The 13,089-nt window shown below is 49.1% G+C and carries 12 protein-coding genes and 1 pseudogene; 5 read left to right on the top strand and 8 right to left on the bottom strand.

The window, feature by feature from the left end; all coding sequences use genetic code 11:
• Positions 1-38 precede the first annotated feature (38 nt).
• Positions 39-845 carry a trypsin-like peptidase domain-containing protein gene (locus GTP58_RS20275; RefSeq protein ID WP_161078983.1) on the top strand — a complete coding sequence of 269 codons (807 nt, stop codon included), beginning with the start codon at positions 39-41 and terminating at the stop codon, positions 843-845.
• Positions 846-907: 62 nt separating this feature from the next.
• Here the strand turns inward: GTP58_RS20275 and GTP58_RS31960 are convergent, their stop codons facing one another.
• Positions 908-2,032, bottom strand: a complete 1,125-nt coding sequence (locus tag GTP58_RS31960; protein ID WP_161079331.1) for a HEPN-associated N-terminal domain-containing protein — start codon at positions 2,030-2,032, stop codon at positions 908-910.
• A 396-nt stretch (positions 2,033-2,428) separates the two neighbouring features.
• Here GTP58_RS31960 and GTP58_RS20265 point away from each other — a divergent pair, with 396 nt between their 5' ends.
• The 3 genes from GTP58_RS20265 to GTP58_RS20255 are packed head-to-tail and all read left to right on the top strand — an operon-like array spanning position 2,429 to position 3,952.
• Positions 2,429-3,151: a hypothetical protein gene (locus tag GTP58_RS20265; protein WP_161078982.1), complete on the top strand. Its 723-nt coding sequence runs from the start codon at positions 2,429-2,431 to the stop codon at positions 3,149-3,151.
• An 8-nt stretch (positions 3,152-3,159) separates the two neighbouring features.
• Positions 3,160-3,354 (top strand): hypothetical protein, encoded by a 195-nt coding sequence (locus tag GTP58_RS20260; RefSeq protein WP_161078981.1) that lies wholly within the window; start codon positions 3,160-3,162, stop codon positions 3,352-3,354.
• 25 nt (positions 3,355-3,379) lie between these two features.
• Complete coding sequence (locus tag GTP58_RS20255) at positions 3,380-3,952, top strand: hypothetical protein (protein ID WP_161078980.1); 573 nt, start codon at positions 3,380-3,382, stop codon at positions 3,950-3,952.
• Between the two features lie 21 nt (positions 3,953-3,973).
• Here the strand turns inward: GTP58_RS20255 and GTP58_RS20250 are convergent, their stop codons facing one another.
• From GTP58_RS20250 to imuA, 6 genes and pseudogenes are all read right to left on the bottom strand, one after another.
• On the bottom strand, positions 3,974-4,762 hold the full coding sequence (locus tag GTP58_RS20250) for an SOS response-associated peptidase family protein (protein WP_161078979.1): 789 nt from the start codon (positions 4,760-4,762) through the stop codon (positions 3,974-3,976).
• Positions 4,763-4,765: 3 nt separating this feature from the next.
• Positions 4,766-5,785: a hypothetical protein gene (locus tag GTP58_RS20245; protein WP_161078978.1), complete on the bottom strand. Its 1,020-nt coding sequence runs from the start codon at positions 5,783-5,785 to the stop codon at positions 4,766-4,768.
• 24 nt (positions 5,786-5,809) lie between these two features.
• A complete protein-coding gene (locus tag GTP58_RS20240) occupies positions 5,810-8,965 on the bottom strand; it encodes an error-prone DNA polymerase (RefSeq protein ID WP_161079330.1) in 3,156 nt (1,051 codons plus the stop codon).
• Positions 8,965-9,936, bottom strand: a complete 972-nt coding sequence (locus tag GTP58_RS20235) for a DNA polymerase Y family protein (RefSeq protein WP_229215708.1) — start codon at positions 9,934-9,936, stop codon at positions 8,965-8,967. The genes GTP58_RS20240 and GTP58_RS20235 overlap by 1 nt, the downstream gene beginning before the upstream one ends.
• A 69-nt stretch (positions 9,937-10,005) precedes the next feature.
• Positions 10,006-10,431 (bottom strand): annotated as a pseudogene (locus GTP58_RS31450) (DNA polymerase Y family protein); the annotation flags it as partial.
• Complete coding sequence (gene imuA, locus GTP58_RS20230; RefSeq protein WP_161078977.1) at positions 10,364-11,110, bottom strand: translesion DNA synthesis-associated protein ImuA; 747 nt, start codon at positions 11,108-11,110, stop codon at positions 10,364-10,366. The pseudogene GTP58_RS31450 and the gene imuA, both read right to left, overlap by 68 nt.
• Before the next feature lie 167 nt (positions 11,111-11,277).
• Between imuA and GTP58_RS20225 the strand changes: the two genes are divergently transcribed.
• Entirely contained in the window at positions 11,278-11,973 is a 696-nt protein-coding gene (locus GTP58_RS20225) for a hypothetical protein (RefSeq protein ID WP_161078976.1), read from the top strand.
• Between the two features lie 767 nt (positions 11,974-12,740).
• On the opposite strand, the gene GTP58_RS20220 is transcribed toward GTP58_RS20225, so the two are convergent.
• Positions 12,741-12,977 carry a hypothetical protein gene (locus GTP58_RS20220; protein ID WP_161078975.1) on the bottom strand — a complete coding sequence of 79 codons (237 nt, stop codon included), beginning with the start codon at positions 12,975-12,977 and terminating at the stop codon, positions 12,741-12,743.
• Positions 12,978-13,089 lie beyond the last annotated feature (112 nt).

The following is a 13,089-nucleotide window of genomic DNA, read 5'->3' as shown; positions in this document are numbered from 1 at the left end:
GTAATTGGTAAATTTTTGCTCTTTTTAGGAATTCCTGTATGCGACCGATACACCAGTGTTCACTGTATTCAATTTTTTTAGAGCCTATTGGAATAGTTGAAAGCACCGGAGAAGAAGTAGTTTTTGGAGGCGCGACGGGGTTCTTGTTTCGGGAAGATGAGAAAGTCTTTTTAGTCAGTAACTATCATGTTTTTTCTGGGTTGAATGCGGAAACAAACGTGGTCTTACATAGCACGGGGCTCGTACCTTCAAAGGTCCGAGCTCACTTTCTGCTTGATGACTCAGAGATGTCACTGGACATCATTGAATGCCAGCTTCTCACTGAGGATAGACGTATGTGGCAAGAGCATCCTAGTGGAGGCATGGTTGACGTCGCTGCGTTGGAAATCACTCCTCCTATTGGGCATGCACACTTTGGTATGGATGAAATTGTTGAGGCCCCCGGGTTGGGTGATGACTTTTTCCGCGTGAATCAGGAGGTCTCTGTTATAGGGTTTCCAGCTGGCGTTCGGGTGAATGCGCGCCTTCCTGTTTGGAAGAGGTCTGTTATTGCTTCCGAACCCTTCTCTCCCCTTGCAGGGAATCCGAACAGGCTTCTTATCGACACAGCATCACGTCCTGGCATGTCAGGTTCCCCGGTGTTATATGTTGGGAAGAATGTGTCGCCAATTGGTTTCGACGACCGGAAAGGTTTGATTGATTTTCCATCGGTTAAGGTTGCGCTGGGTATTTACTCAGGGCGAATCGGTGGAATGGATGAGTTTTCTGCACAGTTAGGAATCGTGTGGAGTATGGACTGTGTCAAGCAAGTTGTGCGTAACCGTAGGCTGAATGAAACTGGGTGAGCGCGGTGAGTCGAGTAGGGAGAGCACCCCATTCAAGACTTTATTGGGATTGATACCATCGCTTAAGAGGAAGTGGCCCAAGTCGACTTCTCGAAGATAAATGTTTGAGGTGGAGCGGTTCCCCATTCGGGTTTTGTCAGACCAAGCTCGACAGGCCCTAGAAAGAACGCGATGTTCCAACCGCGTGGATGGACTGTGCTGCCATATGCGACTCCATCGAGAGGACCCTCTGAAAATTTATAGTCACGCATAAATTCGGTGACTACCTGTGAAGGTAGATATTCGATATGGACGCTGTTATTACGTGCGACCGGCTTCATGATGTCGTCGGAAAAATTATGTAGGAAGCGTATTGTGTGCGCTAAGGCCCGAGGTTCATCTGAGAATACTGTTGGTACAGGGGGGAGGCGTCTCAGGTCCAGCACTCGAATTGAGCGCTGCGAACGCCAGAGTCCAACTTTTGCTTGCTCCACGCGAGTTTCCTTAACAGCTGTCGTCGCCGACGATGCGAGATAAAGCATAGGGATACCCGCCGCGTTCATGCGGTTGCTTTGGAGTGCGAACTCTATTGGTGGAGGCCCGAAGTCCGATGCGCTCACGCGCCTCCGTTTGGCAAGGTCAGGGCGGGCTCTCCAGAGCCCTAAGCCAGCAGAAAGGTCGACGACCAATCCAAGGTTTTCAATGTCAATTGCAATGCGATTTAAAAGTGATGCTGGAGTGAGTGAATCTTGGCTGTCTCTGCCGCTAGCATGAAAAAAAAATCTTCGTTGGTGTTTGATAGTATTGCAAAACCGCTCCCAGCTAGTCCAAAGAGCATCGTCAAGGTCAAGGGCCCCTACGTCAAAGGCGCACCAAGGCTCGTCCCGCATCTTCCGAACAATCGCCCCGTGTAAACGACCGTCGGAATCTCGAGGCAATGCAAGCCCTACTTTGTCTAGCATATCCCATGAATCCCAGTGCTTCCCTAGATATCCACCTTCTGCCGAGCAGAAACTCATCTGGTCCACAGCCCTCCCATAATAGCGTTCTATGCAACTCTCAATCCTAGTGACGACGTCCTCTAGGTCGGCGGTCGGGGAGTCGTGCTTGCCACAATAGCCGCAACCACGGGGGCCACCATTTTCGCGAACCCAGTCACGCAAGTCTGGGTCGGAAAAGCAGGAGGAGCAAACGCGATTTGAGTTCATATGCTTAAGATGGGAAATAACATTAATTGTGCTTCGAGCGCTGAGCAAGTGTACCCGCTTCGAGTCGGTCGGTAGTAGATGGACGGAGGCAGAGGCACATGCGGGCTCTGTTGACCGGAATTCATCGTTATAGTTCTTTTTTACAATCCTCCCGATACTATCTCTTTGCAAGTTAACCGGTTCAATTTTATTTGTAAAAAATAAATTGAGGTTGAGGAAAATATTTCAGTATGTAAATTTTGTTTGAGAAATATATTTTCGCCAGGCAACGTACGAAAATGGCAACAAATTTCATATTTATAAAATAAAATTAATTTTGGCAATAATGATGGGTTAGAATTGTGTTTGCAATTTGATACTAAAAAATCGTGTCCAAATCTACTACAAGGGGTCATAATGCGCACTTTTTTTTCCATTCTTATTACGTTGATGTTACTTAGTGGGTGTGGAAATTTAGTTTCTCAAAAGCGTGCCGACCTCTTATTAGAAAATAAGAATGATATGTCGGGGCAGTTGTTGACTTTACCTGCACAGTTACGTGTTGTCTATCTTAGAGTAAAAGCTGATAAGACTTATGTTAGTTTTGCTGAGCCCGGTCCTGACGCTGCATTGTCAGATACTTTTAAACTGATTGCAGGAGCGACTCAGGACGTTACTACGGAAGCTAAAACTGACACAACCTCGGCATCAGCCGGTAAGAAGCTGGCAGTAAACTCGGATTTTCAGACTAGTACAACAGCAATGGAATTGGCTGGTCGTACACAATTAGTGCTTCTTTCGCGAGAACTTCTTTTTCGTACCTGCGAGTATGCTGCCAATGGTTGGATTAAGGACGATGATGTAAAGAAAAGCCAAGCTGATATCTTGCAAGCCCTCGTGAAAATGACTGAAACTGAAAGTAAAAACGCTGATACAAAAGCCAAAAATGCAGATACCGCTGCAAAGCAGGCCGAAACTGTTTCAAAGCTGGACTCTAAAATTCTATCCCAAACAGCGGCTCGATTGGACGCTGCTGAGCAGAAGATTTGTACAGCGAATTTCGAGGCGTGTTTGGGAAAAGCTATAAACGAAGATGAAAAGAAAATTTGTCGTGCGAACAATTCGATTTGTCTAAAATGAGGTGAAAAATGAGTATCATTGATTATGCCGAAGCCAATATAAATCAAGAAAATTACTTTCTCCTTGCTGGGCAACCTGTTAAGGCTAAGATTACAAAAATTCTTGATGAAGCCGTCACGTTGGAAATTTTAGATGGCGGCCGAAAAGGAGATATTTACGTTCTTCATTATAGTCAGTTGATTTTCATTAAATCTGCTGGATGAATTTTTATAAATTTGAGGTGATATCTTGAAAGGCATAATAATAGCTTTACTTGGTGTTCTTACAGCTATATTCACCAACGTCGAAAAAATTAATGATGTTATTGTTAGTTATATCACAAAAAGCGAGCCTCTTATTCAAGAAAAGTGGCAAGGAGTTGCTCGTGAATATGTGGCACAAAAAGGTAGGGAAGTAATTTCCAGCGAAATAGTTTCATTTAAGCTGTCCAATGGGAATCTTGTTGGAAGTGTAACAAATACTCAGGAACAGGTTAGAAGTTGGGATATTTTAGGTAGAAAGACAAAAAATGGTGACGACGACGAATATTTGATATTGAGCTATGTCGGAACCAATCCAGGTAGAAGAAGCGCAGGTGCCTACGTTCTGAAATATAAGAAGGCTAAAGATGCGTATTTTGGATATTGGTTAGGTTACGACCCTGAGCAACGTCAAATGGTCAGTTTTCCATATATTCTTTCCAAAAAAGACGCCGCTGACATAGAGAAGGAATATAAGGAGTTTCTTGAAAGCAGGTCGCCTAACTCTATTCAGCCATGTGTCCCGGACTGTGACTCTAAGCAAGAGTATTTAAGCCGGTAGAATTTTTCCGATGAAATCAGCTCAAAATAGCTCCGCTTGTCCCTGAGGAGATGCTTGCTTTGAGGTCGATTGTGCGAGCTCTCCATCCTTCGCGTGCTTCGGTGCTGGTCGAGCACGCATAAGTTCGGCCGGATAGAGTTGAACGAGTGCACGCGCGAACTCCGGATTCGTCGAGCTAAGCCAGTCGTCGTAGTCCTCGGGGCGAAGGATGGCGACACCACGCTTTTCTTTGTCTAAGTGGAACCTCTTTAACAGCGGATGTTCGTTAGCGTTAAGAGTGAAGTGATTGAAGGTGTTTTTGACTGTGCCGTCCTTGTCTTCCCAGGTCCGCCACATACCAGGCAATCCGAACGGCTCACCACTCGCCAGTTCGATGGCCCATCTCTCATGCTTTCCGCTCTCGTAGTTTGGCTCAAATACGTTCAATGCTGGCACGATACAAAGCTGCTGTTGAAGCCAAAATCGTTTGTAGTTCACCTTGCCGGTGACCTCTTCAAAGCGGGCATTCATTGTTTCCATCGGGATGCGAGGAGGGCTGGGCGGTTCCTTGCCTTGGGCCTTTGCTTTCTCGAGCGCTCGAGCATACTTTGCTTGCTCTTCTTCGGTAAGCTTCTTGAAAGGGCGATGGTCTTGTGGCACGAAGGCATACGTGCCCACCATGCCCTTACGTTGCCCCTGGTCGTCATGGATGATGAACGGCGCCTTGTGGTCGCGGTAGATTTCCTCACGCCAGTCGTCATTTACGTCGATGGGTGTGCGGAACCAATCGAAGGCCATTTGACGACTAACGGTGATGTAGTTGACGCACATGACTCATTTTCCGGTCTTGATTTTGAGAGAAGCAGCTCTCTGTTTCCGCAGGTCGTCTACGACGGTCTTGTTATTTGCAATGATTTTTACAAGACCATCTGAATAATCTTGATACTTTTTCTCAAACTTTTCTTCTGTTAGGCCGCTTCGAAAGGCGAGTGCTAATTTAAAGAAGCTATTTAGTGTAACTATTGGCCAAATGTAACCGTCATCGCTTGCAATCACACATTTGAAGGGGGTTCTATACGAATCTTGGGTTCCATCTTCCTGTTTGCCATCGTCATCTTGAATGGTTTCTTGTTCGTCGAAAATTACCGAAAGCATCTTTAGATAAACACAAATATCCTCGAATTTCGTACCCAAGGTAGGGGTGTTATTAAATAATTTTTTTATACTCGTGATTTTTGATTTGAAAGGTTTGAATGATGCAGGCGCTGCGATATGTCTATGATATATTAAACTTTCTATATACGGTTTACTATTGAGTTCTACAGAGTAAGTTAAAAGAGGTTTTGATGTGTGATTAGTTAGTGAGGTAAGCGATTTTTTTTCTGCAAATACTATATGATGACATGCTCTTGATAGATTCAGAAATTGTGTGCATGAAGGGTCATTCCAGTTCACTTTGGTAAAAATATTGTATAATAATTTTCCAACCTCATCATTAATGGCGGTAGCGTCGCTCTTGAACTCAAACAGGTAAAATTTTCTGCCAGCTTGGGCAAATACGTCCGCAGTAACGCTTTCTGTGTTGCCGTCAAATTTGAGAAGTGGTGGCATCGATGAGCGTCGAAGTTTTAATAATTCTTTTAAATCGCAGATTACGCCATCCATTTTATCGTCAAATTTTTCTGGCGTTTCGAGCATGCTTGTGAAATCAGCACTGGCGAAATTAATTTTTTGAATTAATTCTTCAGTTCTTCTGGCCCATTGCTCATCGCGGAACAAAATTATTAAACTATCTTCCCAAAGTCGATTAAATTTTTCTTTTTCTTCTTTAGTTAAAGATGGAATGGAATTCATGAATTATTTTTGAGTTGTGTGAAATTAATGGAAATTTCTGCTGCGAGTCTCAAGTTGTCCTAAAATATGCGAGCAATCTAAAAATCTTTTCGCGATTAGATTTCGTACACCTTGCCTCGATTGCCAAATTCCGTAGACTCCTAAAAGCTGAGATGTCATTAGCTCTCGTCGCTGCTTCTCTACTAAATTTGGCCAGACAATTACATTTATAGTACCGAATTCGTCCTCCAGCGTCAGGAAAATCACACCATTTGCTGTTTCAGGACGCTGTCGCACCGTGACGATGCCGCAACCGCGCGCAAGTTGCCCGTCTTCAAACGTGTTCAGTATTTCCGATGGAGTGAACCTCATTTTGTACAGCCGGTCGCGCAGCAGGGCGAGGGGATGTCGTCCAAGTGTTAGGCCGATGTGTCGGTAGTCGGCGACGATGTCTTCACCCTCGGTTGGGGCCGCCAATTCGAGCATAGGCTCGGCAATTCCTGCCTCCTTCAGTAGTCCCTTATCTGGAACACTGGCTGCGGCATTCCACATCGCTGTGCGTCGATTGCCGGTAAGTGATGCTAGTGCATTTGCCGAGGCGAGTTCCTTCATGTTCTCTTTTGTGAGGTCTGCTCGCATTGCTAAATCTCGGGTGCTCTCAAACTGCCTTGCTGCACGTGCTTCTTCAATTCGGAACGCAGCTTCCCGCTCCATACCTTTTATACTGTTTAGTCCCAGTCGCACAGCGGTCAATTGGTGATTGGACGGCTCTAACGAAGCCTCCCAACTGCTTGTGCACACGTCAATGGGACGTACCTCAACGCGATGGCGTCGAGCATCCTGCACCAGCGATGAGGGACTGTAGAATCCCATCGGCTGGCTGTTCAGCAGTGCTGCTAGGAACTCGGCTGGATGGTGGCACTTCAACCAGCTGCTTGCGTATGCTAAGAGCGCAAACGAATGTGCGTGAGACTCTGGGAATCCATATTCTGCGAAACCTCGTATTTGGCCAACAATCGATGTGGCGAATTCGGTGGTGTATCCGCGTTCGGCCATACCGCTCATAAGCTTCTCCTCGAATTGCTCCAGACCTCCTTTGCGCTTCCAGGCGGCCATCGCGCGACGAAGACGGTCCGCCTCACCTGGCGAAAAGCCAGCGGCAATCATCGCGATGGACATGACCTGTTCCTGAAAAATCGGAATACCCAAGGTACGGCTCAACACCGATTCCAGTTGCGGAGGATAGTCGACCGGTTCTTCACCGCGACGTCGACGAAGATACGGATGAATCATCCCGCCTTGAATAGGGCCAGGGCGGATAATCGCTACTTCAATCACTAAGTCGTAAAAAATTTTAGGAGCCATCCGAGGCAGCATCGACATCTGTGCCCTCGATTCAATTTGAAATACACCGACGGTGTCAGCCTTCGAAATCATTGCGTAGGTTGCTGGGTCCTCATGTGGGATGTCTCCTAACTCGAATCGTTCACCTCGTTGCTGAGAAATGAGTTCGAGCGCGCGTGACATACAGGAAAGCATACCCAGCGCCAAGATATCTATTTTTAGCAGACCCACTGCATCGATGTCGTCTTTGTCCCATTGAATTACGGTACGGTTAGGCATGGTCGCGTTTTCAATCGGAACCAGACGAGATAAGGGACCTCGCGAAATTACGAAGCCGCCTGGATGCTGAGACAGATGACGAGGGAAGCGCATCATCCGGTCGGCAATCTGTCCCCACTGCTCGGCTACGAAGGAGTTCGGGTCGAATCCACATGTTAGGAGTCGTTGTTGAAGGTCCGACTGTCCTCCCCAACCATGACTAGCCTTCGATACTTTATCGACCACTGACAGGTCCACTCCCAAGGCTCGGCCGACATCACGAATGACGCTGCGCGGGCGATAGCAGATGACCACAGCGGTGAGTGCTGCTCTGGCCCGGCTATATTTTTCGTAGATGTATTGAATGACCTCTTCGCGACGTTGGTGCTCGAAGTCCACGTCGATGTCTGGAGGTTCGTTACGCTCTCGCGAGATGAATCGCTCGAAGAGCAGTGTGCCGCGCGAAGGGTCAACTTCTGTGATGCCGAGGCAGTAGCAAACAGCAGAGTTTGCAGCGGAGCCGCGTCCTTGGCAGAGAATTTTTTGAGACCTGGCAAATCGAACGATGTCGTAGACCGTTAGGAAGTACGGTTCGTATTCCATTTCACCGATAAGAGCTAGCTCGTATTCGAGCTGGGCCTGTACGTTTTCTGGGATGGCTTGTGGGTAGCGCCAGTGTGCCCCGATGTAAGCTTGTTCGCGAAGATAAGCTTTGGGTGTCTTCCCTTCAGGCGCAATTTCGCCCGGGTATTCATACTTCAGTTCATCGAGCGAGAAGGAACATTGTTGGGCGACACGGATAGTTTCGTCTAAAGCAGAACGTGGATATAGAATGCCTAACCGCAGGCGAGAGCGTAGGTGTGCCTCAGCATTCGATGCGAGGCCATAGCCACACTGAGCAATTGGCTTTTTCAAACGAATCGCAGTCATTGTGTCCTGCACCTCTTTCATCGACCTGCGATGCATCATCACATCTCCCGTTGCGACGATGGGTAGACTAAATTCTTCTGATATCGCTTCGACCATGGCACGATGCTTGTCGTCCTCCGCACGATAGTGAAGCGTTAGAGCCACACGTGCTCGACCAGGTGCGCATCGAACAAGCCATTCGGCTTGCCTTGCGACTTCTTCAAATTCAGCGTTGTAAGTCGGGCATAGAATAAGTTGGCAGTCTGGTAGACCCTTTAGGTGTGCGTACGTAATCGCCGGGGTAGCAATGTCCCTGGGGTGCACCAAATACTGTCCTTTATCTGCTCGGCGCCGGGCTTCCGTAATTAGCTCGCTCAAATTACCGTATCCATTTCGGCTCATTGCCAATACGAGCAAATTGAAGGAAGGGGAGCCATCTTCGGGAGTCACGGTCATCTGGCTGCCAATAATCAGATGGAGTCCGTACTCTTTGGCTTCGACGTGGGCTTTCACCACACCTGCTAATGAGCACTCATCAGTAATCGCCAGCGCACTGTACCCGAGCTCCGCCGCACGCTGAACCAGAAGCTCAGGCGGAGAGGCTCCTCTTAGAAATGAAAAATGGCTCACGCATTGGAGCTCGGCATAGTCGGGCAGCGTAAGTTCCGACTTGGTCTTTTGGCCGTTCATCAGAATTTCCCATGCAGGTACCAACTTCCACCAGGCACTCGTTCTAGATAAATCCAGTAACACGATGCATCTGCTGCTTGTGCGATGTAGTAGTCACGCGCGGCCGTTTGCCCATTCCACCAATGGCCTTCAATGCGTTCCGGCCCTTTAATCATCTTTAAAGGTGAACCGTAAAATGGGCGGTCATCGCGGACCAATAACTTGTGTGGCTCATCGAGCAACCAGAAAGGGCGCTCAAAGGCTGCTTCAGTTCCCGCTAACTTTGCAGGAGCGTGGCTCATTGGAATCCACGCGTTAGCGGCCTCTGGAACGTGGTCTGGGGCGTTGACAGGCACGCAGACGTTTTCAGGCCCCAAACGGGCTCCTAGCAGCTCCATGAGGCGTTTGAAGTCCGCCGGACTTCCTCCCGGTTCGGGGAATAAGTCTTCCGTCAGTGGCACCATGGCGGCGAGGAGTCGAACTTCGAGTCGGACTGCGATGACGGGAGCCACCAACTCAACGCGTGGAAATCGCTCTTTGAGAAGTCGGCTCATGTGGTCGACACGCCATGCAGGCTCTCCGAGGCGAATCTCGACCTCTGTTGCGGGAATAGCTTCTCTCCCGCGTTCATGCTCGAGCATGAATGCGAAGGTACTTACAGCTTGTTGGCGTGCTACCAGCCATCCAACGAACTGCTCAAGTAGACCTGTGGCGCCATCGAGAAGCGCTTCCGCATTTTCAACCCGGTCAAATGTCTCAATCCTTGCTGCGAATGTCTCTGGAATTGCAATCCACCTGTGCATCTCCGGCATAAGTCCAAACGCTCGGTCCAGCTCTTCCAGAACTTGTTTGCTCATTCTGCGCTGGATACCTTGTCGTGGAAGGCGACGTAGGGCAGCGAGATTGGTGGCGCCGATGCCTGCCAACCATTCGAGGTGAGGTACTGCGGCGGGCAAATAATCACATGGAATGTGGTCCAGTTGCCGTTCCATCGAAGCCATCTTTATAGTTCTTCGCAAAAGGGACTGGCGCTTCGAAAGAGGTAAGCGTGCAAGCAACCAGGCACCCATGGCAGTTGGGCCAGTTCCAATCCGGACGGTTACTCCAATGGCTTGCGTGCTTGCTCGAATTCTTCGGCCGATAGATGCATACCCACGGAAGAGGCGAAGGCTAGCGGTGACATCGAGTAGGATGCTGAAGTCGTCAGCATGTGCCACTTCCGGCGTAAATTGAAGTAGTGCCAAAGCGACTGCATTGCGAGTGATTTCCTCTCGCTGAAGGTCACGCTCTAACACAAGGGTTGATGGTGCTATTGCAGATACCCCGCCCGGTCGCATGCCGACACGAACCCCCAACGCAAATGCCTCGCGCGATACAGAGATTACTTTCCCTTTTTCGATAACGACGTAAGGCGCGGGCTCACACCAGCGCGGCCTGACGGACTCGAGTGGTAGTAGAGGGAGATGAACGCTGAACCAATACCGCATTTTGCTCATCCAGAAATCGTTGGCGTGCTGGCATTTTGGCCAGTGGAATAATTAGTGGCTGGTCGTGATGTGGGCCACGCCGCTTAATGACTTCTGCTGATATTCCGCCAGCCGACGGTCGCAGTGCGATTCGAAGTGGTGCCGGTGAGGCATCGGCAGCTGCACTTAACGGTCGTAAAAGCCAGAATGTCGTATCTGTTGATTGTGCGGCCAGATTGAGGCGCCGGAGTGCCTCAGTGCGAATGTTCTTCTGCCATAGCAAGACCGCTCCACAACTTCCATTCCGGAGAATTTGTTCAGCCGCCCAGAGTGCATTTGCCGTGGTCGGCGCACGTATCCATAAGATGTTTGAGCATGTAAGGCCTAAGAACTTGCAGGCCGCCGCATTGGGCCTATGAGGTGGTTCAATGAGCGCGACATATCTCGTTTTCGACAAAGCAGCGAGAGCAGGGCGTAGTAAATGCATCTCACCGATACCAGGCTGTTGAACCAATAGCTCAACAAGCGAAGACTGTGGCCACCCTTTATCCGGCAGTTCTGCATCTAAGCACTCATAACCGGTTGACGCCGATAAGGTTCGGCTGCGACTGAGCTCGTCCGCTCGCCAAACATGTTGACGTATAGCGGCCTCAGCGATTCGCTGGGCATCACAGGATTGAGAAAAGGGCGAGCACAACATATCTTTTTTGAAAGTCCGTTAGCTGTACGTATGTACAGTACTTTTTTGAAGTATAGTCGGCTACCTCATATACGCGCAAGAAGATTTTTGTTGCCATGAGGGAATCGTTCCATGTCCGCAATACAGCATGTAGAATCCTGCCCCTTGTGAGGTCGGCAGGAGGTGCAATGGATAAGTGGAAGGTGCAGGTCGTTGGCGATGACGTAGACATTCGCCTGGTTATGCAGTGTTTTGGGAGTGAAGGCACCTTTATCGAAGAGTGTGAGAAAGAATTTTTCATGTTCAGCGAAAGCTTCGGGCAGCTTTCCTCCCACCACGAGGTACTCCTCAAGGCGATGTCAATCCTGAGTAGTTGGAATGCTATTGTCGTTCTTCAGTGGCCCAGCTTTAGTTTTTTGAAATCGGGTCTGGTTATCGAGACGCATGAAGACGGGAGGAGTACTCGTTATCATTCCGGCTTCGCGGCACTGAACATCAGATTTAGATTTGACATTCGACTTGGATGCGCTGAGAAGGAGACTAGTTCTCAGGCGGTGTGGCGAAATCTGTCGGACAACCCGAGAAAGGAGCTAGTACTGAAGTTATGGGGTCACCCCAATAGGACTTGGACGCAGTTGTATCGAATCGTGGAAGAAATGGAGGCTGAGGTCGGCGGCTTGTCAGATGCAGGGATTGCCGATAAATCAGAGCTGAAGCGCTTTAAAAGTTCTGCAAATAATGCTGCTGTCGCTGGCCTTGAGTCTAGGCACCGCTCGGGGCAATTTGATGCGCCCAGCAACCCAATGAATTTGACTGAAGCGGAGGAGATGCTGAGACACTCAGTGTGGAAATTTCTGAAGCGTGAACGGACTGAAAAAAAATAGGCCTAGCGAATGGGAGCTAGAGCAAGTCAAGGTCACGAGAATCGTAGCGTGTAATTGCCGCTACAACTTGATGGACCTCCGGCTTCACAAGCTCCACAGTATCAGGGCTAAAGAAAACGCAGCCATGCAGCCGAGCGAGGTCAGTCAATAGCACGAGGAACTGGGGAGACTCGTTCCGCATGTCCACTCTCGCGGAAAAGTTCGCGCTTCCATCTGCCTCGAATAGAACATCGACGCGGCTTCCGTTTTCCGGTCCGAAGACGAGCCAGTCTTTAAGCATGCGCCATGGCGTGCCCAGGTAATGGCAGAGGTCCTCTTGAACCGCGTATGCCACTCTCTGCGGAAGAAAAGGCTCCCATCCAGGCTTCCCAACGTCAGGCATCGCCATGTCCCGGGGAATCAAATGTAGGTCAAACTGCCAGACTGCCATGAGTCCTCCCGACTATATTTGCCTGAGGTTAGTGTATCACTTGGAAACACAACGCCATAGCCGTGCTTAATGCACTCCATGAATCATGTGTCTAGGTGATTTTCTGCGCTCGCGGTGCTGCCGACAAAACTCTGGGCCACTCAGTACACGCATCGCAGTGCTTGGAGAAATTCCGTTTTCGTACATGTACTGAACCGCTGCGGAAATTCCTTCTGTAGCGGCAATACGAAGCGCGGTATCTACGGAGATTGCTTTACCTCGGAACATTCGCCTGTCTTGACTACACATTTTAGCTCCATGCCATTCCCGCGCAGAGGCGGACGCGTTGAGTTGAAGATTATGTAGGTGTCTTGTTGAATTGCTCGAAATACTCGGCTTTCAGGAGGTAGCGGTCTTGAGCCTCAGGCCATTTCTTGATGTACTTCAGCGCATCGTCCCATAGTTGCGACTCGCTCGGAGCCTGTGCCTCGACTACACCATGTACGCCAATCAGGCGCCAGAGCTTGCCGTCTGGTGAGGCAGCTGCTCTCGCAGTTGGGAACTGCTGGAGTACTTTGAGTTTGCTATTACTCATCTCGCTCTCCCTTAGTTGCAGTGGCGAATTAGCGGCTATGCCAAAGCACAGCTGATTGGATTCGACTTCTCAGGAATAAGAGGAAGTGTTATGAGTTTGCTGCGACGCAGCA

The sequence above is a fragment of the Duganella sp. CY15W genome (assembly GCF_009857555.1).
GTDB classification, from domain to species: domain Bacteria; phylum Pseudomonadota; class Gammaproteobacteria; order Burkholderiales; family Burkholderiaceae_D; genus Rugamonas; species Rugamonas sacchari.
This window is presented reverse-complemented; position numbering and strand designations above follow the sequence as displayed.

What these genes read in the sequence shown, in the direction of transcription:
- GTP58_RS20275 (WP_161078983.1), top strand. Translation starts at nt 39, where the DNA reads ATGCGACCGATACACCAGTGTTCACTGTATTCAATTTTTTTAGAGCCT.
- GTP58_RS31960 (WP_161079331.1), bottom strand. Translation starts at nt 2,032, where the DNA reads ATGAACTCAAATCGCGTTTGCTCCTCCTGCTTTTCCGACCCAGACTTG.
- GTP58_RS20265 (WP_161078982.1), top strand. Translation starts at nt 2,429, where the DNA reads ATGCGCACTTTTTTTTCCATTCTTATTACGTTGATGTTACTTAGTGGG.
- GTP58_RS20260 (WP_161078981.1), top strand. Translation starts at nt 3,160, where the DNA reads ATGAGTATCATTGATTATGCCGAAGCCAATATAAATCAAGAAAATTAC.
- GTP58_RS20250 (WP_161078979.1), bottom strand. Translation starts at nt 4,762, where the DNA reads ATGTGCGTCAACTACATCACCGTTAGTCGTCAAATGGCCTTCGATTGG.
- GTP58_RS20245 (WP_161078978.1), bottom strand. Translation starts at nt 5,785, where the DNA reads ATGAATTCCATTCCATCTTTAACTAAAGAAGAAAAAGAAAAATTTAAT.
- GTP58_RS20240 (WP_161079330.1), bottom strand. Translation starts at nt 8,965, where the DNA reads ATGAACGGCCAAAAGACCAAGTCGGAACTTACGCTGCCCGACTATGCC.
- GTP58_RS20235 (WP_229215708.1), bottom strand. Translation starts at nt 9,936, where the DNA reads ATGGAACGGCAACTGGACCACATTCCATGTGATTATTTGCCCGCCGCA.
- imuA (WP_161078977.1), bottom strand. Translation starts at nt 11,110, where the DNA reads ATGTTGTGCTCGCCCTTTTCTCAATCCTGTGATGCCCAGCGAATCGCT.
- GTP58_RS20225 (WP_161078976.1), top strand. Translation starts at nt 11,278, where the DNA reads ATGGATAAGTGGAAGGTGCAGGTCGTTGGCGATGACGTAGACATTCGC.
- GTP58_RS20220 (WP_161078975.1), bottom strand. Translation starts at nt 12,977, where the DNA reads ATGAGTAATAGCAAACTCAAAGTACTCCAGCAGTTCCCAACTGCGAGA.